We start from the raw sequence: 20,757 nt of genomic DNA, 5'->3' as shown, positions 1-20,757 counted from the left end.
GATTTCCCCAACCCTGAAATCCCATGCATATGAACTCCCTCTCGGGCAAGGTCGCCGTCATCCTCGGCGGCAGCGGCGGTATCGGCTTTGCCACTGGCAGTGCGCTGGCAGAACTGGGCGTCAGCGTCGTGCTGACCGGCCGCAACGCGGATCGTACGGAACGCGCCGTGGCGGCGCTCTCCGCTGGCAACCATCTCGCGGCCAGCGCGGAAGTGAGTGACAGTGCTTCGCTCCGGCAACTGGCGGACGACGTACGCCATCACTACGGCCGCGCCGATATCCTGGTGAATACCTCCGGCTTCACGAAAGCCGTGCCGCACGCCGATCTCGATGCGCTGGACGATGCGTTGATCGATGAGCTGTTCGCGGTCAACTGGCGTGGCCAGTTCGCGGCCATTCGCGCGTTCGCGCCGCTGCTGCGGGCCAATGCCGATGGCCTGGTGGTCAATGTCGGCTCCATCGCCGGACGCACGGGGCAAGGCAGCAACGTGGCCTATTGCGCGGCCAAGGCCGGCCTGGATGTCATGGCGATGTCGCTCGGCCGTGCGCTGGCGCCGGAGATCCGCGTGCTGAACGTCTCGCCCGGCGTGGTCGATACCGCTTTCGTGCCCGGCCGCGACAGCAGCTTCAACGACCGCGCGGCAAAGACCACGCCGCTGAAGCGCATCGGCCAGCCTCGGGACGTGGCCGATGCCATCGTCGCCTGCGCCACGTCGCTGCGCTTTGCCACCGGCACGACCATCGTGGTCGATGGCGGCCGCCAGCTCGGCTGAACCCTTTCTCCCTTACCTTCAGACGCTCCATGCACGCACGCAAGACCATCATTACCTGCGCGGTGACCGGCAATATCGTCACGCCCGCGCAGCATCCCGGCCTGCCGGTTACGCCGGCGCAGATCGCCGACGCAGCGCTCGAAGCCGCCGAGGCCGGTGCCGCCGCCGCGCATATTCACGTGCGCGACCCGGAAACGGGCCGTCCGTCGATGAAGCTCGAGTACTACGCCGACGTCATCGACCGCATTCGCGCACGCAACCGCTCGCTGATCATCAACCTTACGACCGGGCCCGGCGGGCGCTTCGTGCCGGACGAGAACGACCCGCGCGTGGCCGCACCCGGAACCACGCTGCTGCATCCGGCCCGACGGGTCGAGCACATCGCGGCGCTGCGTCCGGACGTGTGCTCGCTGGACCTGAACACGATGAACTCCGGCGGCGACGTGGTCATCAATACGCCAGCCAACGTGCGCAAGATGGCCGAGGTCATTCGCGCCGCGGGCGTCATGCCGGAACTTGAGATCTTCGACTCCGGCGATCTGAACATGGCGCTTGATTTCATGCGCGACGGCGTGCTGGAAGGCCCGGGGCTATGGACCTTCGTGCTTGGCGTGAAGTACGGCTTCGCGCCGACGCCGGAAACCCTCTTCTATGCCCGCAACATGCTGCCGCCCGGCGCGCAGTGGTCCGCGTTTGGTATCGGCCGCGCGGAGTTCCCGATCGTCGCGCAGGCGTGGCTGGCCGGCGGCCACGTGCGCGTCGGGCTGGAGGACAACATCTATCTCGAAAAAGGCGTGCTGGCGCCCAGCAATGCCGCGCTGGTGGCCAAGGCGCGCGACATCGTCAAGTCTCTGGGCGGCGATATCGCGTCGCCGGCCGAGGCTCGCCGTGCGCTTGGGCTGCGTGACGCCTGACATCCGATCCCCTACGACAACCAGGAACCCGAATGAACACGATTCAAGTCAACCAGAAGGCGCCGAGCATCGACGCCCTCGAACTCCCGCTGGTGGGCGTGCCGCGCCCCGAGGCCGCCGATGGCGAGTGTGTGATCGAAGTGGCGTGCGCAGGGGTGAATCCCAGCGACGTTAAGGCGACGCTCGGCATGATGCCGCACGCCGTGTGGCCGCGCACGCCGGGCCGCGACTATGCCGGCATCGTCATCGACGGCCCCAGCCAGATGATCGGTTTGCAGGTCTGGGGCAGCGGCGGCGAACTGGGTATTCGACGTGATGGTACGCACGGCAAATACCTGCACATCGATGCACGGGCGGTGCGCGCCAAGCCGGCGACGCTATCTCTGCCGGAGGCTGGCGCGGTCGGCGTGCCGTTCATCACGGCCTATGAGGGGTTGCGCCGCGCCGGCATGCCCAAGGCAGGCGATACGGTACTGGTGGGCGGTGGCAACGGCAAGGTAGGGCAGGCGACCATCCAGATCGCCACGGCACTGGGTGCGCGCGTATTCGCGGTGGAGCGCGGTGCGGAACCGTACCGGGGCCACGCCACCGGCGCCGTGCGCATGATCGACGCGAGCCGCGAATCCATTGCGGAAGTCGTCCGGGGTGAAACCGGCGGCCATGGCGCCGATATCGTCTACAACACGGTTGGCAGTCCCTACTTCGAGCAGGCCAATCTCGCCATGGCCATCGGCGCGACGCAGATCTTCATCTCGACGATCGAGAAGCCCGTTCCGTTCGACATCTTCGCGTTCTACCGTGGCCAGCACACCTACGTCGGCGTGGATACGCTCGCGATGGACAGCAGCGCCTGTGCCGCCATCCTCGACCAGCTGGCGCCGATGTTTGCCTCGGGGGCGTTGAAGCCGTTCCCCGTGCTGGCCGACTACACCTATGGGCTGGCCGATGCGAAGGCCGCGTATCGCGCGGTATTGCAGGGCGCGACCGAACGCGTGGTGCTCAAGCCATGAACACGACGCGATTCTCGCTGGCTCCCGCGTACTTCCCGGCCAACCACGAAGGCATGCATTGCCTGCGCTTGCAGGGGCACGAAGCCGGCCCGTCCGAGGCGCTGTGGATGGGCGTATCGGTCATCCTGCCTGGCGGCCACACCTCGATGGATGCATCGCCCGTGGAAAAGCACTACGTCGTGCTGGAAGGGGAGGTCTGCATCCATACCCCGGAGGAAAGCGTGACGCTGGGGCAGTTCGATTCGGTGCGGCTGGCGCCCGGTGAGGCCCGGCAAATCCACAACCCTCATAACCGGCCAGCCATGTTGTTGCTGGCGATGCCCTATCCCAAGGCGTAGCCCCATTTTTTTGCCTGATGCTGCAAACGTTTGCTTCACGAGCCCGCGAGCGATGCGGCACAGGCCTCGATAACGATTTCCCCCACAAAAAACTAGAGGAGACAACCTTGATAAGCACCCCCTTCAGGCGATGCCGCATGCTGCCGCTGGCCGTCGCGGCAGCGGGCTTCGCCAGCGATGCCGCCGCGGATACGTCGGTAACGATATTCGGTCGCCTGAACACGGCGATCGAGTACTCGCGCGCCAGTACCGCCACGGACGGGACGCAACTTGGCGGTACCGGCCGGCTGACCAACAACCGTTCGGTCTTCGGCCTGCGCGGCGAGGAAGATCTCGGCGGATCGCTGAAGGCGGTCTGGCAGATCGAGAGCAACCTTTCGCTGGACACCGGTCAGGGGCAGATCGCGGGGCGCAATTCGCGCATCGGCCTGCAGGGCCAGTACGGTCTGCTGTTCATGGGGCACTGGCAGACGCCCTATACCGAATCGACGGCGGGCTACGACCCGTATTACCCCACCACGGCCGGCTACATGGCGCTGATCGGGAATGGCTCGACGTCGAGTTCGGACAATGTGCAGGACACCAGCTCGTTCGACCGGCGCCAGAAGAACATCCTGCAGTACCGCTCGCCGCAGTTCGGCGGCTTCAGCGTGTCGCTGGGCTGGGGCCTGCCGGAGGAAAAGACGACCGTGCCGCGCAATCCGGCGCTGTACTCGGCTGCCGCGAGCTATGACAACGGGCCGCTCAATGCCACGGTGGCGTACGAAATGCATCAGCACTACCAGGCGGCCGGCCGCAATGACGACGCGCTGAAGTTCGGCATCGCCTACCAGTTGTTCGCCGGCACGCGCATCGCGGCGGTCTACGAGCACCTGCATTACCGCACCGATAGCGGCGACCTGCAGCGCAACGCGTACTACACGTCGCTGGTGCAGAAACTGGGCCCGGGCAGCGTGCGGGTCGGCGTGGCGTTCGCGGCCAATGGCACGGGGTCTTCCACGGACACCATCGGATTCTTCCGCAGCGGGTCCGAGACCGGTGCCATGCAGTTCACGGTCGGCTATGACTACCCGCTGTCAAAGCGCACCGCGCTGTTCGCGTACTACAGCCGCATCAATAACAAGAAGAACGCGATCTACGACTTCGCCATCAACGAACTCGGCGTCAGTGCTGGCGCCGATCCGCAAACGTTCGCCCTGGGCATGCGTCATTTCTTCTGACGCCATCCCCGATATCGCATTGCGAGGAGACAACGATGATCCGATTTCTATCACGCAAGACGCTGGTGCTTCGCGCCGCGCTGACCCTGTCGGCGTCCGGCGCGCTTGCCGCCGGAGGTGTCGCGGCGGCGCCGCCCCAGTACCCGACCAAGCCGATCCGGCTGGTCGTGCCATTCTCCGCAGGGAGCGCCACCGATATCCTGGCGCGCATCATCGGCAGCAAGATGGGCGAGGGCGGCACCTATCAGGTGATCGTCGACAACCGGCCCGGCGCGGGCGGCACGCTGGGCGCCACCGGCGTGGCCAAGTCCGCGCCGGACGGCTACACGCTGATCCTGGTCTCCGTCGGCCATGCGATCAACGCCACCCTGTATCCGAAGCTCGGCTATGACACGCTCAAGGACTTCACCCCGGTGTCGATGGTGGCCACGGTCCCCAATGTGCTCGTGGTCAATGCCGGCAGCCAGTACAAGTCCGTGCGCGACATCGTGGCCGCGGCGAAGGCGAAGCCGGGCACCATGAATTTCGATTCGGCCGGCTCCGGCAGTTCCACCCACCTGAGCGGAGAGATGTTCAAGATGCAGGCTGGCATCGATATCGTCCATATCCCCTACAAAGGGACGGGCGAGGCGCTGACCGACGTGATGGCGGGGCGCGGCGACATGATGTTTGCGCCGACTGTATCGGCCATGCCATTTGTCCGGCAGGGCAAGTTGCGTGCGTTGGCCGTGACTACGGCCAAACGGGCCGGCGCGCTGCCCGATATCCCGACGGTGGCGGAATCCGGCCTGCCGGGCTATGCCTTCGACTCCTGGTTTGGCGTGCTCGCGCCGGCAGGCACGCCGAAGGAAATCGTCAATGCGCTGAACGCCGAGATCGGCAAGGCGCTCGCGGCGCCGGACGTGCGCGAGCGCCTGGCCGCGCAGGGCGCGGAGGCACACGGCATGACGCCGCAGGAGTTTGCCGCCTACATCCAGGCGGAAATCGGCAAGCTGGCGCCAGTGGTGCGGCAGTCGGGGGTGCAGGGCGGGCAATAGGGCGGCAATAGAGGCAATAGCGGCGTGGCGGGGCCGGGGGGAAGCTAGAATGGCGCATCGCCAACCCGCCCCCGTCCCGGCCGCCGCCATGCCCGAGCGCAAACGCCTCACCCTCAAAGATCTGGCCGCAGAGATCGATGTGCATTACTCGACCGTGTCGCGGGTAATGAATCCCGCGACGCGGCACCTGGTGGCCGACGAAGTGGCTGCTCGTATCCTGGAAGTGGCGGAGGCGCGCGGATTCCGGCCCAACCGGATCGCCGCCGGGTTGCGCACGCAGCGTTCGGGGCTGGTCGGCGTGGTGCTCCCGGATATCGCCAACCCGGTATTTCCGCCGATTCTCGCCGGTATCGAGTCGGTGCTGGCCAGCCACGGCTATGTGCCGATCGTCGTCAACGCGGGCTCGGACAAGACGCGCCAGCGTTTCGTGATCGACCAGATGGTTGGCCGGCAAGTGGAAGGGCTCGTGCTGGCCACGGCGGAGCGTGACGACCCGATCCTCGACTATTGCCTCAAGCTGAATATCCCCGTGGTCATGGTCAACCGGGGCGAACACACCGGCCGCGCCTCATGCGTGGTCAGTGACAGTTTGCTGGCCATGAACCTGACCGTCGACCACCTCGTCTCGCTGGGACATCGCCGCATCGGTCATATCGCGGGTCCGGAGACCTTGTCCACGGGGCACCTGCGGCGCGAGGGCTTCCTGCAGGCGGTCAAACGCAAGCGGCTGCGTCGCGACGAGTATGCGGTGGTGGAAGCCAGAAGCTATTCGCGCGAAGCCGGGCGCGACGCGTGCGCGGCGTTATTCGACGCACTTCCGGGCCTCACGGCAATTGCGGCCGGCAATGACCTCGTGGCGATGGGTTGCTATGACCATCTGCGGGCGCACGGCATTCGCTGCCCCGACGATGTCTCCATCATCGGCCACAACGACATGCCGTTTGTCGATGCGCTGACGCCGCCGCTGACGACGATCCGCATTGCCGTCCATGAGATGGGTGAGCAGGCAGCAAAGCTGCTGCTCCGGAACATCGACAAACCGGAGAGTCCCTCGGTCACCGTGGCGTTGACGCCGGAACTGATCATTCGCGGGTCGACCGCCGCGCCTTCGCCGGCATAGGCGAATTGGCATCGAGCCTCCCTGCCTCGGCCTGACGCGCGGCATCCGGCAGCCGATGTCTTCCCTCTTACACAGGCTGCCGGAACATCCGGATCAAAGCGTTTCGCCCACCTCCAGTACGCCCGCGGCCCGGAGCGACGCATCCAGCCATGCCGGCCGCAGCGCCTTGCCGGAGCGGATGCCATCGATACGCGCGCGCTCCGCCTCGACTTTCTCGGCGGCCAGGGCGAGCAGCGCGGGCACCTTGTCGCGCTCGATCACGACCACGCCGTCCGAGTCGCCGATCACGAGGTCACCCGGGTTGACGGTCACGCCTCCGCACTGGATCGGATGATTGACGCGTCCGGGGACCAGCTTGGTCGGCCCGTTCGGGTTCGTTCCCACCGAGTACATCGGAAAGCCAAGTTCGCGGATTTCGTCGGCGTCGCGGGACGCGGCGTCCAGTACGACGGCCTGCACGCCGATGGCCTTGCACTGGTTGACCATGATGGCGCCCATCAGGGCGCAGGACTGGTCGCCCTTGCCGTCGACGACGATCACGTCGCCGGGACGTGCAATCGCCATGGCCGCATGGATCATCAGGTTGTCACCGGGCCGGACCTCGACCGTGATGGCGGGGCCACAGAAGCGGCTGCGTGCATCCAGCGGCGTGATGCGGCCATGCATGCCGCCCCGGCGGCCGGCCACGTCGGCCAGGATAGAGGAGGCGAACCGGGCGGCCTGTGCCACCAGGTCCGGGGAGACCCGCTCGATATCGCGGGCAATTTCGTTCTGCCGGGCGTTGGCGTCCATATCTGTATCTCTCAGTTCAGCGTGACATTGGCTTCTTTGATGACGCCGGACCATTTGCGCTTGTCGGAAACCAGGAACTCCCGGAAATTCTCCGAGGTGCTGGCGACGACTTCCATGCCGTCCTGGCTCAGGCGCTGCGCGATGTCGGGCTGGCGCAGGACTTGCTGGACTTCGCGTTGCAGTCGGGCGATCACGCTGGGCGGCGTTCCCTTGGCTGCGCAGAGGCCGGTCCATGCCACCGGGTCGAACCCGGGCACGCCTGCCTCGGCGAATGTCGGCACGTCCGGCAGCGATTTCAGGCGCTGCAATGCCGCCACCCCGAGGACGCGCAGCTTGCCGGACTTCGCGTAGGGCAGGGAGCTGATCGGCTGGTCGAAGATCAGGGAGACCTGACCCCCCAGGAGGTCCGTCATGGCTTGCCCGGTGCCCTTGTACGGGACGTGCATGATGTCGATGCCGGCACGCAGCTTGAGCATTTCGCCGGCCAGGTGGCCTGCCGTGCCATTGCCGGACGAGGCGAAGTTGAGCTTGCCCGGGTTCGCCTTGGCGTAGGCGATCAGCTCCTTGACGTTGTGGATCGGCAAGCCGGCATTGATCAGGGCGATATACGGCGTGTTGGCGATCAGGGACACCGGGATGATGTCCGTCTGCGGGTCATAGGGCATCTTCTGCAGGAACGGCTGGATCGACAGCATTCCCGTGGTGCAGATCATCAGCGTATGGCCGTCGGCCGGCGCCTTCAGCATGGTGTCGGCAGCGATATTTCCACCCGCGCCCGGCCGGTTGTCGATCAGGACCTGCTTGCCCAATGAATCGGCCAGCTTCGGCGCGATCAGGCGCGCCACGATATCGTTCGAGCCGCCCGGGGAGAAGCCCACGAGAATGCGCACCGGCTTCGAGGGATAGGGCTCCTCGGCGTGCGCGGCGGTGGCCAGCAGCGGCAACGCGGTCGCGACGATACGCATGGCGCGTGGAGAACAGAGGCGTTTCAGGAAGGTCTTCATGGTTTCGGCAGGTGGGGGCGATCAATACGACGTGGAAACTTAGCGAATCAGTGCGGTGGCAGCCGCTGCGATCCGGCGAATGCCTTCGGCAAGTTGCGCCATGCTGGTGGCGAACGAGATCCGGAAATGCGTGTCGACGCCGTAGGCGGAGCCCTGCAGCACGGCGAGGTTCTGGGATTCGAGCAGCCAGGACACCCAGTCGTCGCTGTTGCGGATGACCTTGCCGTCAGGCGTGTGCCGGCCGAACAGACCCTCGCACGAGGCAAAGACGTAGAAGGCGCCGTCGGGGGCTTCACACGAAATGCCGTCAATCTCGTTCAGCGCCGTGACCACGGCATCGCGGCGCGCCTGGTAGGCCGCGCGGTTGGTGGCGATAAAGTCCTGGGGGCCTTCCAGCGCCGCGAGTGCCGCGGCTTGCGCAATCGCATTGGCGCCCGATGTGCTCTGCGACTGCAGCTTGACCATCGCCTTGATCAGGGCCGCGGGGCCGCCCGCATAGCCAATCCGCCAGCCCGTCATGGCGTAGGCCTTGGAGACGCCGTTGATGGTCAGCGTGCGATCCTTCAGCGAGGGCGCTGCCTGCGCCAGCGTGACAAAGCCGGCATCGCTGTACATGAGGTGCTCGTAGATGTCATCCGTCATGATCCACACATGCGGATGCCGCGCCAGGACTTCCGCCAGCGCGGTCAGTTCCTCGCGGGTGTAGGCGGCCCCGCTCGGGTTGTTGGGCGAATTCAGGACCAGCCAGCGCGTCCGCGGCGAAATGGCGCGTTCAAGATCTTCCGGCGTCAGCTTGAAACCGTTCTCCGGCTTGCAAGGCGCGAAAACGGGTACGCCACCGGCGAGCAAGGTGATATCGGGATATGACACCCAGTACGGTGCGGGAATGATGACTTCGTCGCCTTGCTGCACGGTGCAGAGGACGGCGTTGAAGATAACTTGCTTGGCGCCCGTGCTGACGATGATTTCGCTGGCGGTGTAGTCGAGGCCGTTTTCGCGGCGGAACTTGCGGGCCACGGCCTCGCGCAGGTCGGCGGTGCCGCCTACGTCGGTGTAGCGCGTCTTGCCGGCCGTCATCGCCTCCCAGGCCGCTTCGCGGATATGGAGTGGCGTGTCGAAGTCGGGTTCTCCGGCGGTCAGGCCGATGACATCGCGTCCGGCGGCGCGAAGCTCGCGCACGCGCTGCCCCGCCATGGAGCTGGGGGAGGGCTTGATACGATGAAGGCGATCAGTGAGTTGCAGCATGAGTGTCTCGGAAGGGGCGAAGGCGTGAGGAAAGTATCCGCGATCGGTTTGCCGCGCCCAAACGAGAAATCGGATTGCGGATGTATTCCATTTTTTCCTGATGAGCTGTCAGGCGGTGCGAGAATATGGAAGACGAAACCGACCCGCATCCGCCCCCATGCATGTGACGTTCAAGCAGCTCGAAGCTTTCTATTTCAGCGTGACTTGCGCCTCGTTCAGCGCCGCAGCGACCAAGCTCCACGCCACGCAATCGGCCATGTCCAAGCGGATTGGCGAGCTCGAACAGGAGCTGGGTGTCCAGCTCGTCCATCGCATGCCCAAGGGGCTGGTTCCCACGCATGCCGGCAACCGCTTGCTGGGCCTCGCGGAAGAAGCCATGCGTCTGCGCGAGCGCATCGCGGCCGAGGTCGGCCAGGCGGACGAGATCAAGGGCACCTATCGAATCGGCGTGACCGAGTTGATCGCATTGACATGGCTGACCGAGTTGCTACGGGAGTTGAAACTGCGCCATCCGGCCATACAGCTGGAACCCGTGGTCGACGCCGGGATGAACCTGTTCGAAGACCTGGAGGCCAACAAGATCGATATGGCGATCCTGCCCGGAACGTTCTGGGGGGAGGCCTACAAGTCCGTCGAGGTGGGCCGGGTGGAGGACCTCTGGATGGCAAGCCCCCGCCTGTCGCTGCCTGACCGGCCGCTGAAGCCGGAGGAATTTGCCGAGTATCCGGTGCTGGAGCAATCGGCCGGCTCGGCCAAGAACGCCTACTACGGCGCGTGGCGTCGCGAGCATGGATTCCGCTTCAAGAAGGCATTCTCGACCAACAGCCTGATGGTGCTGCGGGCGCTGACGATCGAGGGGCTTGGCATCAGCCAGCTGGCGCTCGACTACTTCGCCGCCGATATCGAGAAGGGGCTCCTGCGCGTGGTGGAAAGCGATCCCATGCCGCCGCCGCTGGTCTACTCCGCGGTGTTCCGTCATGACGAATTCAGTCGGGCTCTCGAAGCGATCGCGCAGGCCAGCCAGGATGTCTGTGACTTTCGCCGAGGGCCGCATGACGTCGCGGCCGGCAACGTCTAGCCACAGGAAGCACGGGCCGCCCCAAATGCCGACATGGATTTGTCCGCGCGCAAATCCAGCCCTTGCACAAAGCCGCTTCCCACCCCCGCTTGACGGCCGTCAAACCGCAGGCAGACTTCCGCTCACTCACCCCAACAACCACTATATGTAGTGCTAATCTTCGCGGCACACACTACATAAGGGTAACCATGAGCGATCATCAGCAAGCCGGCAGGGTGCCGGCGCCGGCCGCGGGCGAGCAGGTGGACGTGGGCAGCGCCATGGAGGAATACCTGGCCCAGCGCGACTGGCGCGTGCGCGCCAACGCCAACCAGGGCTACAGCCTGGGCGGGCTGATCCTGAACGTCGCGGGCAAGGTCACCGCCAACTACTGGCTGTCGCACATCTTCAGCCCGGAGGCGGCCCACGCGCACCGCGAGGGTGACCTGCATATCCACGACCTCGACATGCTCTCCGGCTACTGCGCCGGCTGGTCGCTGCGCCAGTTGCTGTCCGAGGGATTCAACGGCGTGCCCGGCAAGGTGGAGGCCAACCCGCCGAAGCACATGTCGGCGGCGATCGGGCAGATCGTCAATTTCCTGGGCACGCTGCAGAACGAGTGGGCGGGCGCGCAGGCCTTTTCCAGCTTCGATACCTATATGGCGCCGTTCGTGCGCCGCGACGGCATGGATTACCGCGAGGTGCGGCAGGCCATGCAGGAGCTGGTCTTCAACCTGAACGTGCCCAGCCGCTGGGGCACGCAGACACCCTTCACCAACCTGACGTTCGACTGGACCTGCCCGCAGGACCTGGCTGGCCAGGTGCCGTACATCGCTGGCGAGGAAATGCCGTTCTCCTATGGCGACCTGCAGCCGGAGATGGACATGATCAACCGCGCCTACATCGAAGTCATGATGCAGGGCGATGCGCGCGGCCGGGCCTTCACGTTTCCGATCCCCACCTACAACATCACGCGGGATTTCGACTGGGACCATCCGAACGCCGCGCAGCTGTTCGAAATGACGGCGCGCTACGGGCTGCCGTACTTCCAGAACTTCGTCAATTCGGACCTGGAACCGCATATGGTCCGGTCGATGTGCTGCCGCCTGCAGCTCGATTTGCGCGAGCTGCTCAAGCGCGGTAACGGCCTGTTCGGCTCGGCCGAGCAGACCGGCTCGGTGGGCGTGGTCACCGTCAACTGCGCGCGGCTGGGCCACCTGCATCGCGGCGACGAAGCCGGCCTGCTGGCGGCGCTGGACTGCCTGCTCGCGCTCGGTCGCGACGTGCTGGAAGACAAGCGCCGCGTGGTGCAGCACTACATCGACGAAGGGCTCTATCCCTATACGCGCCGCTACCTCGGCACGCTGCGCAACCACTTCAGCACGCTCGGCGTCAACGGCATCAACGAGATGATCCGCAACTTCTCCGACGATGCCGACGACATCACGTCGCCGGCCGGGCACGCCATGGCGATCCGGGTGCTGGATCACGTGCGCGTGCGCATCGTCGATTTCCAGGAAGACACCGGCCATCTCTACAACCTGGAAGCCACGCCGGCCGAAGGCACCACCTACCGCTTCGCGCGCGAGGATCGCAAACGCTGGCCCGGCATCCTGCAGGCCGGCACGCCGGAGCAGCCGTACTACACCAATTCCAGCCAACTGCCGGTCGGCTACACCGACGACCCGTTCACCGCGCTGGCGATGCAGGAGGCGCTGCAGGGCAAGTACACCGGCGGCACCGTGCTGCACCTCTACATGAACGAGGCCGTCTCCAGTGCGCACGCTTGCAAGGAACTGGTGCGGCGCTCGCTGGCGCGCTTTCGCGTGCCGTACATCACGATCACGCCCACATTCTCGATCTGCCCGAAGCACGGCTACCTGAGCGGGCACCACGAATTCTGTCCCAAGTGCGATGCCGAACTGCTGGCACGCAGCCAAGCCGCGGCCGATGCGCCGCAAACCCACCTCGAAAAGGAGCTCACATGAACGCCGCCTTGCACCCGTCCAACACATCCGCCATGCCTGCCACGCTCAACCTCGATGCCGCGCTGCGGACCCGCTGCGAGGTCTGGACCCGCGTGATGGGCTACCACCGGCCGGTCTCATCCTTCAACACCGGCAAGCAGGGGGAATTCCATGAGCGACGCTTCTTCACCGAAGCGGCCTGCCGCTGAGATGACCGCCGCCGCCTGTGTTTTCGCGGCGCCCGCCGCGGGCAAGGCACCGCGCGGCGCCCCGGCACTGGCGGGGCTGGTGCCGTTTTCCAGCGTCGACTGGCCCGGCAAGCTGGCGGCGGTGCTGTTCCTCTCCGGCTGCCCGTGGCGTTGCGGCTATTGCCACAACGCCCACCTGCAGCGGCGCCATGCGGCATACCAGTGGCCGGCGGTGGTGGACTGGCTGAAGACCCGCGCCGGCCTGCTGGACGGCGTGGTCTTTTCCGGCGGCGAACCGCTCGGCGAAGCACAACTGCCGACGCTGGCCGGCACCGTCCGGGCGCTCGGCTTCAAGGTTGCCTTGCATACCGCCGGCATCTACCCCGACCGGCTCGCCACGGTGTTGCCCCTACTGGACTGGGTCGGGCTGGATATCAAGGCCGATGCGAACACGCACGACGCGCTGGTTGGCCGGCCGGGCGGTTTTCAGCGCGTCCAGGCAAGCCTGGCGCTGCTGCTCGGTGCTTCCACGCCTTTCGAATGCCGTACGACCTGGGACCCAGCCTGGCTCAGCGAGGCGCGCCTGCTGGCACTGGCGCGCACGCTTGCGCAGCAAGGCGTGCGGCACTATGCGGTGCAGGCTTGCCGTGCCGGACCGGTGGCGATGCCCGGTGCCGACCTGAGCGCGCAGGCCCGGGACACGCTTGCGTCGTGGTTCACGACGTTCTCCTTTCGGGAGTCCTGAGGCGCCGTCGTGGTCGGTGGCTCAAGCCCGCGTGACGTGCCGCACGTCATCGAGGAAAACCTCCGCCAGCGCCGGCGTCGGATGCTGCTGGTTGTGCAGCACGAAACTCTCGAAGGGGATCGCGGGATCGAATGGGATGGCCTTCACGCCCGGTAGCTTCAGGCTGCGGACCACCACGGGATTCACCACGCTGAGGCCCAGGCCCATTTCGACCATCGTGCAGATCGTCGCCGCGTAGGGCGTTTCCAGCGTCAGCACGCGCCGATCCGATACGAAGGCCGCGTCGACGGTGGCGCGCGTGCCGTCGCCATGCGTCAGCGAGATGAACTGCTCGCCATCGAGATCGCCGGCATTCACACGCCGCTTGCGCGCGAGCCGGTGGCTGGCCGGCACGATGCAGACGCCTGCTTCACGACGCAGCGACTCGCTGCGAATGCCCGCCGTCTCCACCACATACGACACCAGCCCGACATCGCAGAAGCGTTGTTCGGTCCATTTCGCCACGGTCGGTGAGTCGCTCGTGTGCACGGCAATGGGCACATCCGGATGCCGGTCGCGAAAGCGTCGGATCGCCATCGGCATGACCGTCATCGCGATGGACGGAACCGTGCCGATGCGCAACGTTCCCACGCCCGCAGCGCGGATCGAGCGCGCCGAAGCTTGCAGGCTGTCCAGCCCCACGAACGCACGCTCGACGTCGCGGAACAGCGCTTCGGCTTCCACGGTCGGCGTCAGGCGGCCCGCGATCCGCGTGAACAGCTTGAATCCGGTTTCGCGTTCGAGTTGGGCGATGACACGGCTGATGTTCGGCTGCGATGTGTGCAGCTGCGTGGCCGCTACGGTCATCGAGCTGGACAGCATCACCATGCGAAAGGCTTCGATCTGCTTGAAATTCATCGGTCAACGGGGGTGAACGGCGTCGGGGAAGTGTGCGGCGATGGTATATCAAATCCGCATGGCGACTGCAGAAATACGAATTTGACGATATGACGATGCGATTCCCATACTGGGTTCCAACACACAGGAGAACGTTGTATGGAATCGAAGGTCAGCCGCCGCCTGACGCAGACCACCGCCCCCGAGGTCTGCGAGCACATCTACCTGCCGCGCCTCAAGCGCGAGTTCGGCAGCGGGTTCCGCTATCTCACGGACATCAACCAGGCGCACCTGCTGATGCTGCACGGCGCGCGGCTGGTGCCCGACGAGGTGGCATCGACCCTGGCGCACGCGCTGCTGCAGATCGAGCAGGCGGGCGCCGACGCCGTGCCGCTCGACCCCGAACGCGAGGATGCCTATTTCAACTACGAGGCGCGCCTGATGGACGTGGCCGGCGCCGATGCGGGGGGACGCCTGCACATCGCGCGCAGCCGCAACGACATTCTGGCCACGCACGACCGGTTGCGCGCCCGTGACGCCGTGCTGGCGCTGCTGGCAGGGCTGGCCGATACGCGCGAGGTGGTGCTGCACAGGGCGTCGGAACATGCCGACGTGGTGATGCCCGGCTACACGCATCTGCAGGCCGCCCAGCCGATCACCTACGGGTACTACCTGGCTGGCGTGGCCAACGCGATCGGGCGTGACATGGCACGGCTGCAACGCGCGCTCGACGCGCTGGACGCCTGTCCGCTCGGCGCCGGCGCGCTGGCGGGCACCGCGTTTCCGATCGATCGCGCGGCCACGGCACGCTGGCTCGGCTTCTCGACGTGGGTCGCCAATTCGCTCGATGCGGTGGCGTCGCGCGACTTCGCCTGGGAAATCCTGTCCGCCGTGGCCATCGGCACCGTGACGTGGGGCCGCGTCGCGCAGGACCTGTATGTCTGGTCGACGCCGGAATTCGGCCTGGTCGACTTCCCGGACAGCGTGGCTGGTACGTCGAGCATCATGCCGCAGAAGAAAAATCCGGTCGTGCTCGAGTACCTGAAAGGCAAGGGCGGCCACATGGTCGGCCTGCTGACCGCGTCGCTGGCGGCGCTCAAGGGCACCCATTTCAGCCACTCGGGCGACGGCAACCGAGAGACGATGCGCAGCTTCTGGGAAGCGATGGAAGAGAGCGGGCGATGCGTGGACCTGCTGCGGCTCGTGCTCGCCAACGCGACGCCCCAGCGCCAGACCATGCTGGCCCGCGCGCGCCGCGACTTCTCGTCCGCCACCGATCTTGCGGACATGCTCGTGCGCGACGCCGGCATGTCGTTCCGCGAAGCGCATCACGTTGTCGGCGCGGTGGTCCGCGACGCGCTGGACAACCACGTCCCCGCCTGCGAAATCGACAGCGCCATGGTCGACAAGGCAGCCCTGCACCACACGGGGCGTGCGCTGCACCTTGCCCCTGCCGCAGTGGCCCGCTGCCTCGATCCGGTGCATGGCGTCGCCGCACGGCTGGCTGCCGGAGGACCCGCGCCGGCGCTGGTGCGGGAGCAGGTCACGGCCCAACTCGGCGAACTCGCGAACACCCGCCACGCCATCGATACGTTGCGCAACATCATTGGCGCGAATCGTGCCACGATGAAGCACGCGGTCGAACAACTCGCCAGCCTGCACGCATGACAGGCCCGCACTTCTTTCACACCTGTCCGACCCGGAGAACTGCCTCATGAAACCGTTTGCGCACGCGCTGGCTGCTGTCTGTCTGACGCTGGGATCCACCCTGGCTGCCGCGGGATCTTTCCCCGACAAGCCGATCCGCATGGTGGTGCCATTCCCGCCGGGCGGCACGACCGACTTGCTGGGCCGCGTACTGGCCAGCCGGCTGTCGGAAACGCTGGGTCAGCAGGTCGTCGTCGACAACCGTCCCGGCGCCGGCGGCACGATCGGTTCCGACGCCGTGGCCAAGGCGCCCGCCGATGGCTATACGCTGTTGTTCGGCACGGTCGGGACCCAGTCGATCAACACCTCGCTCTACAAGCGGTTGCCTTATGACGCGCAGAAGGACTTCACGCCGGTCGCGCTGTTTGCGGGCGTACCCAACATCCTCGTTGTCAACCCGAAGGTGCCGGCCAAATCGGTGAAGGAACTCGTGGCCTACGCGAAGGCGCATCCGAACGCGCTCAACATGGGATCCGCCGGCAACGGCACGACCAACCACCTGTCGGGCGAGCTGTTCAAGTCGATGGCCAACGTGCAGATCGTCCATGTGCCATACAAGGGCAGCGGGCCTGCCATGGCCGATCTGCTGGCCAACCAGGTGCAGCTCATGTTCGACAACCTGCCCGGGTCGCTGCCGCATGTGAAGGCTGGGCGCTTGCGCGCGCTGGCCGTCACCAGCGCCACGCGTTCCCCGGCCTTGCCCGATGTGCCGACGATGGCCGAGGCCGGCATCAGCGGCTATGAGGCGGCCGTATGGTTTGGCGTGGTGGGTCCGAAGGGCATGCCCGCCGATGTGGTGGCGAAGCTGTCCGCGGAGATTACGCGCATCGCCCAGGACAGCAATATGCGCGACAAGCTGCTGCAGCAAGGCGCGTCGCCGCTGACCGCCACGCCCGACCAGTTCGCCGGCGTGATCCGGCAGGACACCGTCAAGTGGTCAAGGCTGGTGCGCGAGTCCGGCGCCACGATCGATTGATCAGACATTTGATCGCGCGGTAGCGGGGGCGGCCAGAGCACTCGGATTTTGTGCGCTGACCGCCTTGTTTCACGTTTCCTCCGGGCCCACCCTAGTTGACGTCGTTTTTCATGGGAATAAAATATGTTTCACAAACATGAAAATAAGGCGCCCACGCTAGAGGATGTGGCGCCACGTTGGAGACAGCTTGTCCATGACCGCCGCAACACCCCACACCCCTTCGGTCGCCTCGTCCGAAACCCCCTCCGCTGATTCCCCCGTCTATTTCGTTCGCACCGAAGAGGTGGCCGGCTACCACCCGGCCAACCACGTCGGCACGCTGAACCGTCGCATCATCGGGCGCGAGAACGTCGGCGCCACACAGCTGGAAGTCATCCACGGCACCATCGAGCGAGGCAAGGGCGCGCTGCCGCATGCGCACCCGGGCATCGAACAGGTCTGCTATGTACTGGAAGGCCGCGCGCGTGCCGAAGTCAACGGCGCGTCGAAGGAGCTTGGCCCCGGTGACTGCTGCTTCTTCCCGGCCGACGCGATGCACGTCTTTACCGTGATCAGCGACGAGCCCGTCAAGCTGCTCGTGATCTACGCACCGCCGTACGAAGAGTCGCCAGACCGCGTGATCCGTCCGGCCTGATCCCCGCACGCCTTGCCCTGCGGCCGCGCTTCGTTCACACAGCATCGACCGCTATCCGACAAAAAACCAAAGGAGACCACCATGCCGAATTTCCGCGTGCGGCGCACGCTCGCCGCAGCCTTGCTGGCGCTGCCCGCCATGACCGTGACGTTGCCACAGGCCGCGCAGGCGGCCGACGCGTATCCGAGCCGCCCGATCCGGCTGGTGGTGCCGTTTGCGGCGGGCAGCGGCACGGACGCCGTGGCCCGCATCACGGCCAAGGAACTGGGTGACGCGCTGGGCCAGAACGTGGTGGTCGACAACCGGCCGGGCGCCAACGGCGCCATCGCGGCGGAACTCGTGGCGCAGGCCGCGCCGGATGGCTACACGCTGTTCATGACGACGAATACCACGCATTCGGCCAATCCGTCGCTGATGAAGAAGCTGCCCTACGACCCGATCAGGGATTTCGCGCCGGTCGCGCGCATGGGCAACCTGCCGTTCATGCTCGTCGTCAATCCCAAATTGCCGGTGAAGACCGTGGGCGAGCTGATTGCCTATGCCAAGGCCCATCCGGGCATGTCGTACGCCAGCGGCAACAGCACCGGTATCGTCTCGGGCGCCACGCTGGGGCGCATGGCCGGCGTCGACCTGCTGCACGTGCCTTACAAGAGCACGCCGCCGGCCATGACGGACGTGATCGCCGGCCAGGTGCCGATGATGTTCGTCGACGTGGCCGCCGGCATCGCGAACGTCAAGGCCGGCAAGATGCGCGCACTGGCGGTGACCACCGCGCAACGCAGCCGGCTGCTGCCGGAACTGCCGCCGATTGGCGATACGCCGGGGCTGAAGGGCTTCGACATCACGTCGTGGAATGGCGTGTTCGCGCCGGCGAAGACGCCGCAGCCCGTCATCGAGCGGCTGAATCGCGAGCTGTCGAAGATCGCGGCCAGCAAGGAGGTGGCGCCGCGCTTCGAGGCGCTCGGCTTCGAGGCCTTCGGCCAGACGCCGCAGCAGTTTGCCGGCTTCGTGGCGGGGGAACTCGTCAAGTGGACCAAGCTGGTGAAGGATGCCGGCATCCAGCCCGAATAACCGTATCGACGGGGAATACCACATGAATTTCGAAAGGACACCCGAGCAGAACGCGATTGTCGAGGCCGTATCGCAGTTGTGCAGCGACTTCGGCCCGGACTATTGGGCCGGCCTCGACCAGCGTCACGAATTTCCCGAGGCCTTCCACCAGGCGATGGCTGGGGCCGGGTGGCTCGGCATCGCCATGCCGGAACAGTACGGCGGGGCGGGGCTGGGCATCACGGAGGCCGCACTGATCATGCAGACGGTGTCGGCGTCTGGCGCGGGCTTCTCGGGCGCATCGGCGATCCACATGAACGTGTTCGGCCTGAACCCGGTGGTGGTGTTCGGCTCGGAGGCCCAGCAGGCCGCGGCGCTGCCGCCGCTGATCGCCGGGCGCGAAAAGGCCTGCTTTGCCGTCACGGAGCCCGATGCGGGGCTCGACACCACCCACCTGAAGACGCAGGCGGTGCGCACGGCCGATGGCAGCGCGTATCGCGTGGATGGCCGCAAGATCTGGATCTCCACGGCCCAGGTGGCCACGCGCATGCTGCTGCTGGCGCGCACCACGCCGCTGGAGGCAGTGGCCAAGCCCACGCAGGGGCTGAGTCTGTTCTACACGACGCTGGACCGTGCGCACATCGAGGTCCGCGAGATCGACAAGATGGGGCGCGGGGCGGTCGATTCGAACATGCTGTTCATCGATGGCCTGATGGTGCCGGCGGCGGATCGCATCGGCGAGGAGGGCAGGGGCTTCGAGTACATCCTGCACGGGCTGAACCCGGAGCGCATCCTGATTGCCGCCGAGGCCGTGGGCCTGGGCCGTGCCGCGCTGGAAGCCGCCACGCGCTACGCGCGCGAACGCACCGTGTTTGGTCGTCCCATCGGCCAGAACCAGGGCATCCAGCATCCGCTGGCGCAGGCCTGGATGGCGCTGGAGGCCGCCGACATGATGGTCTGGAAGGCCGCCTGGCTCTATGACAATGGCAAGCCGTGCGGCGCGGAAGCCAATGCCGCGAAGTATCTCGCCGCGGAAGCCGCCCACCAGGCCTGCCAGACGGCCGTGCTGACGCTTGGCGGCATGGGCTATGCCCGCGAGTACCACGTGGAGCGCTACCTGCGCGAGTCGTATATCCCGCGCATCGCCCCTGTCAGCGCACAGCTGATCATGTGCCATATCGCGGAGCGCGTGCTCGGCTTGCCGAAATCGTATTGAAGGAGACGCCATCGCAGTCGCGTGGCCCGGGGCTTTCCGCTCAGGGTGTGGCAGTAAAAAACCCGCCGGATTGGCGGGTTTTTACTGAGGCAGATGCCCAGGGGTTCAGGACGAGGGCGATTCCGACAACCGGTTGTTGTTTCCCCCATCCTGCTTATCGAACGCATTCACCCTCAACGGTGGTGAATGCCGATGCGGAACCCTTCACCGTCGGCGGCAGCGCGTAGTTCAGCGTGCAGGCGTCTTCCGGCTTGTTGCCCAGCGACACCTTCAACGCACCGGTCTCGGCGCGCAGCCCGTGGACGACGATCCGGCCGGCCTGCGCCACCGTGCCGACGATCTGCCCTTCGCTGTCGAGGACTTCGGCACCGAACGGCAGCGGCTTGCCGTCCGCCGTCCGCGCGCGGATCAGGGCGGCGCGGCCCTTGTTCTCCGTTTCGTACTTCACCCGCACCACCGCACCCGCGGTCGGCGCGACATGTTGCGAGGTGGACTTGAGTTCCACGTTCAGCGGCAGCCCCTTCGGATCGATGTCGACCTGGTTGCGGGCAAACGGCGTCAGGTTCGACACCACCGCCCGGCCCCACCGGTCCACGCGCAGGCCGTTGCCATTGGCAACGCGCGCACCGGCGGCATCCTTGGCTTCGACGATCGCGATGGTGTCGCCCATGCTCGGCGTGAAGACCACGCCGCCGGAGTAGGCCACCACGCCGCCCGAGACGCCCACGCCAACCTGCCGGTAATCGCCGCTCACGCTGGCGCTGCCTGACACGGTCGCCACCGACGACACATACGAGGCATTGGCGCCCACGCTGGAAGCACTGCCCGTACCGCCGTTGTAGCCGGCATTCAGGCCGTAGGAGAACGCGTTGTCCTCGCCGAGCGTGC

General features: G+C 66.2%; 21 protein-coding genes. 16 read left to right on the top strand and 5 right to left on the bottom strand.

Going from position 1 to position 20,757, the window contains the following annotated elements:
• Positions 1–23 precede the first annotated feature (23 nt).
• The 7 genes from BLR29_RS22440 (at position 24) to BLR29_RS22410 (ending at position 6,412) form a co-directional block, all read left to right on the top strand.
• Positions 24–773: an SDR family NAD(P)-dependent oxidoreductase gene (locus tag BLR29_RS22440; RefSeq protein WP_092139737.1), complete on the top strand. Its 750-nt coding sequence runs from the start codon at positions 24–26 to the stop codon at positions 771–773.
• Between the two features lie 29 nt (positions 774–802).
• Positions 803–1,687: a beta-keto acid cleavage family enzyme gene (locus BLR29_RS22435; RefSeq protein ID WP_092139735.1), complete on the top strand. Its 885-nt coding sequence runs from the start codon at positions 803–805 to the stop codon at positions 1,685–1,687.
• Positions 1,688–1,719: 32 nt separating this feature from the next.
• The gene (locus BLR29_RS22430) at positions 1,720–2,697 is read left to right on the top strand and encodes a quinone oxidoreductase family protein (protein WP_092139733.1); all 978 of its coding nucleotides are present in this window, start codon (positions 1,720–1,722) and stop codon (positions 2,695–2,697) included.
• Entirely contained in the window at positions 2,694–3,035 is a 342-nt protein-coding gene (locus BLR29_RS22425; protein WP_092139731.1) for a cupin domain-containing protein, read from the top strand. The genes BLR29_RS22430 and BLR29_RS22425 overlap by 4 nt, the downstream gene beginning before the upstream one ends.
• 137 nt (positions 3,036–3,172) lie before the next feature.
• Entirely contained in the window at positions 3,173–4,255 is a 1,083-nt protein-coding gene (locus BLR29_RS22420; protein ID WP_092139729.1) for a porin, read from the top strand.
• A gap of 35 nt (positions 4,256–4,290) precedes the next feature.
• Positions 4,291–5,292, top strand: coding sequence for a tripartite tricarboxylate transporter substrate binding protein (locus BLR29_RS22415; RefSeq protein ID WP_092139727.1), 1,002 nt, complete (start codon positions 4,291–4,293; stop codon positions 5,290–5,292).
• A gap of 49 nt (positions 5,293–5,341) precedes the next feature.
• A complete protein-coding gene (locus BLR29_RS22410) occupies positions 5,342–6,412 on the top strand; it encodes a LacI family DNA-binding transcriptional regulator (protein ID WP_092139725.1) in 1,071 nt (356 codons plus the stop codon).
• 93 nt (positions 6,413–6,505) lie between these two features.
• Here the strand turns inward: BLR29_RS22410 and BLR29_RS22405 are convergent, their stop codons facing one another.
• The 3 genes from BLR29_RS22405 to BLR29_RS22395 are packed head-to-tail and all read right to left on the bottom strand — an operon-like array spanning position 6,506 to position 9,453.
• Positions 6,506–7,204: an RraA family protein gene (locus BLR29_RS22405; RefSeq protein ID WP_092139723.1), complete on the bottom strand. Its 699-nt coding sequence runs from the start codon at positions 7,202–7,204 to the stop codon at positions 6,506–6,508.
• Positions 7,205–7,215: 11 nt separating this feature from the next.
• Positions 7,216–8,208: a Bug family tripartite tricarboxylate transporter substrate binding protein gene (locus tag BLR29_RS22400; RefSeq protein ID WP_369804686.1), complete on the bottom strand. Its 993-nt coding sequence runs from the start codon at positions 8,206–8,208 to the stop codon at positions 7,216–7,218.
• Between the two features lie 39 nt (positions 8,209–8,247).
• Positions 8,248–9,453 (bottom strand): pyridoxal phosphate-dependent aminotransferase, encoded by a 1,206-nt coding sequence (locus tag BLR29_RS22395; protein WP_092139719.1) that lies wholly within the window; start codon positions 9,451–9,453, stop codon positions 8,248–8,250.
• Between the two features lie 157 nt (positions 9,454–9,610).
• On the opposite strand from BLR29_RS22395, the gene BLR29_RS22390 reads away from it, so the two are divergent.
• The 4 genes from BLR29_RS22390 (at position 9,611) to BLR29_RS22375 (ending at position 13,410) form a co-directional block, all read left to right on the top strand.
• A complete protein-coding gene (locus tag BLR29_RS22390; protein ID WP_092139717.1) occupies positions 9,611–10,531 on the top strand; it encodes a LysR family transcriptional regulator in 921 nt (306 codons plus the stop codon).
• Positions 10,532–10,719: 188 nt separating this feature from the next.
• The gene (locus BLR29_RS22385; RefSeq protein ID WP_092139714.1) at positions 10,720–12,498 is read left to right on the top strand and encodes a ribonucleoside triphosphate reductase; all 1,779 of its coding nucleotides are present in this window, start codon (positions 10,720–10,722) and stop codon (positions 12,496–12,498) included.
• Between the two features lie 32 nt (positions 12,499–12,530).
• Positions 12,531–12,686, top strand: coding sequence for an anaerobic ribonucleoside-triphosphate reductase (gene nrdD, locus BLR29_RS22380; RefSeq protein ID WP_255371384.1), 156 nt, complete (start codon positions 12,531–12,533; stop codon positions 12,684–12,686).
• Position 12,687: 1 nt separating this feature from the next.
• On the top strand, positions 12,688–13,410 hold the full coding sequence (locus BLR29_RS22375; protein ID WP_092139710.1) for an anaerobic ribonucleoside-triphosphate reductase activating protein: 723 nt from the start codon (positions 12,688–12,690) through the stop codon (positions 13,408–13,410).
• A gap of 21 nt (positions 13,411–13,431) precedes the next feature.
• Here the strand turns inward: BLR29_RS22375 and BLR29_RS22370 are convergent, their stop codons facing one another.
• Positions 13,432–14,307 carry a LysR family transcriptional regulator gene (locus BLR29_RS22370; protein WP_092139708.1) on the bottom strand — a complete coding sequence of 292 codons (876 nt, stop codon included), beginning with the start codon at positions 14,305–14,307 and terminating at the stop codon, positions 13,432–13,434.
• Positions 14,308–14,445: 138 nt separating this feature from the next.
• Here BLR29_RS22370 and argH point away from each other — a divergent pair, with 138 nt between their 5' ends.
• From argH to BLR29_RS22345, 5 genes are all read left to right on the top strand, one after another.
• Positions 14,446–15,954, top strand: coding sequence for an argininosuccinate lyase (argH, locus tag BLR29_RS22365; RefSeq protein WP_092139706.1), 1,509 nt, complete (start codon positions 14,446–14,448; stop codon positions 15,952–15,954).
• Positions 15,955–16,000: 46 nt separating this feature from the next.
• On the top strand, positions 16,001–16,969 hold the full coding sequence (locus BLR29_RS22360; RefSeq protein ID WP_092139704.1) for a Bug family tripartite tricarboxylate transporter substrate binding protein: 969 nt from the start codon (positions 16,001–16,003) through the stop codon (positions 16,967–16,969).
• Between the two features lie 193 nt (positions 16,970–17,162).
• Positions 17,163–17,603 (top strand): cupin domain-containing protein, encoded by a 441-nt coding sequence (locus BLR29_RS22355; protein WP_092139702.1) that lies wholly within the window; start codon positions 17,163–17,165, stop codon positions 17,601–17,603.
• 138 nt (positions 17,604–17,741) lie between these two features.
• Complete coding sequence (locus tag BLR29_RS22350; RefSeq protein ID WP_255371383.1) at positions 17,742–18,674, top strand: Bug family tripartite tricarboxylate transporter substrate binding protein; 933 nt, start codon at positions 17,742–17,744, stop codon at positions 18,672–18,674.
• Between the two features lie 22 nt (positions 18,675–18,696).
• Positions 18,697–19,869, top strand: coding sequence for an acyl-CoA dehydrogenase family protein (locus BLR29_RS22345; protein ID WP_092139698.1), 1,173 nt, complete (start codon positions 18,697–18,699; stop codon positions 19,867–19,869).
• A gap of 154 nt (positions 19,870–20,023) precedes the next feature.
• On the opposite strand, the gene BLR29_RS22340 is transcribed toward BLR29_RS22345, so the two are convergent.
• A partial coding sequence (locus BLR29_RS22340; protein ID WP_143018505.1) for a fimbria/pilus outer membrane usher protein occupies positions 20,024–20,757 on the bottom strand: 734 nt, incomplete at its 5' end.

The organism is Cupriavidus sp. YR651 (assembly GCF_900101625.1).
GTDB lineage: Bacteria > Pseudomonadota > Gammaproteobacteria > Burkholderiales > Burkholderiaceae > Cupriavidus.
This window is presented reverse-complemented; position numbering and strand designations above follow the sequence as displayed.

What these genes read in the sequence shown, in the direction of transcription:
- BLR29_RS22440 (WP_092139737.1), top strand. Translation starts at nt 24, where the DNA reads ATGCATATGAACTCCCTCTCGGGCAAGGTCGCCGTCATCCTCGGCGGC.
- BLR29_RS22435 (WP_092139735.1), top strand. Translation starts at nt 803, where the DNA reads ATGCACGCACGCAAGACCATCATTACCTGCGCGGTGACCGGCAATATC.
- BLR29_RS22430 (WP_092139733.1), top strand. Translation starts at nt 1,720, where the DNA reads ATGAACACGATTCAAGTCAACCAGAAGGCGCCGAGCATCGACGCCCTC.
- BLR29_RS22425 (WP_092139731.1), top strand. Translation starts at nt 2,694, where the DNA reads ATGAACACGACGCGATTCTCGCTGGCTCCCGCGTACTTCCCGGCCAAC.
- BLR29_RS22420 (WP_092139729.1), top strand. Translation starts at nt 3,173, where the DNA reads ATGCTGCCGCTGGCCGTCGCGGCAGCGGGCTTCGCCAGCGATGCCGCC.
- BLR29_RS22415 (WP_092139727.1), top strand. Translation starts at nt 4,291, where the DNA reads ATGATCCGATTTCTATCACGCAAGACGCTGGTGCTTCGCGCCGCGCTG.
- BLR29_RS22410 (WP_092139725.1), top strand. Translation starts at nt 5,342, where the DNA reads ATGGCGCATCGCCAACCCGCCCCCGTCCCGGCCGCCGCCATGCCCGAG.
- BLR29_RS22405 (WP_092139723.1), bottom strand. Translation starts at nt 7,204, where the DNA reads ATGGACGCCAACGCCCGGCAGAACGAAATTGCCCGCGATATCGAGCGG.
- BLR29_RS22400 (WP_369804686.1), bottom strand. Translation starts at nt 8,208, where the DNA reads ATGAAGACCTTCCTGAAACGCCTCTGTTCTCCACGCGCCATGCGTATC.
- BLR29_RS22395 (WP_092139719.1), bottom strand. Translation starts at nt 9,453, where the DNA reads ATGCTGCAACTCACTGATCGCCTTCATCGTATCAAGCCCTCCCCCAGC.
- BLR29_RS22390 (WP_092139717.1), top strand. Translation starts at nt 9,611, where the DNA reads ATGCATGTGACGTTCAAGCAGCTCGAAGCTTTCTATTTCAGCGTGACT.
- BLR29_RS22385 (WP_092139714.1), top strand. Translation starts at nt 10,720, where the DNA reads ATGAGCGATCATCAGCAAGCCGGCAGGGTGCCGGCGCCGGCCGCGGGC.
- nrdD (WP_255371384.1), top strand. Translation starts at nt 12,531, where the DNA reads ATGCCTGCCACGCTCAACCTCGATGCCGCGCTGCGGACCCGCTGCGAG.
- BLR29_RS22375 (WP_092139710.1), top strand. Translation starts at nt 12,688, where the DNA reads ATGACCGCCGCCGCCTGTGTTTTCGCGGCGCCCGCCGCGGGCAAGGCA.
- BLR29_RS22370 (WP_092139708.1), bottom strand. Translation starts at nt 14,307, where the DNA reads ATGAATTTCAAGCAGATCGAAGCCTTTCGCATGGTGATGCTGTCCAGC.
- argH (WP_092139706.1), top strand. Translation starts at nt 14,446, where the DNA reads ATGGAATCGAAGGTCAGCCGCCGCCTGACGCAGACCACCGCCCCCGAG.
- BLR29_RS22360 (WP_092139704.1), top strand. Translation starts at nt 16,001, where the DNA reads ATGAAACCGTTTGCGCACGCGCTGGCTGCTGTCTGTCTGACGCTGGGA.
- BLR29_RS22355 (WP_092139702.1), top strand. Translation starts at nt 17,163, where the DNA reads ATGACCGCCGCAACACCCCACACCCCTTCGGTCGCCTCGTCCGAAACC.
- BLR29_RS22350 (WP_255371383.1), top strand. Translation starts at nt 17,742, where the DNA reads ATGACCGTGACGTTGCCACAGGCCGCGCAGGCGGCCGACGCGTATCCG.
- BLR29_RS22345 (WP_092139698.1), top strand. Translation starts at nt 18,697, where the DNA reads ATGAATTTCGAAAGGACACCCGAGCAGAACGCGATTGTCGAGGCCGTA.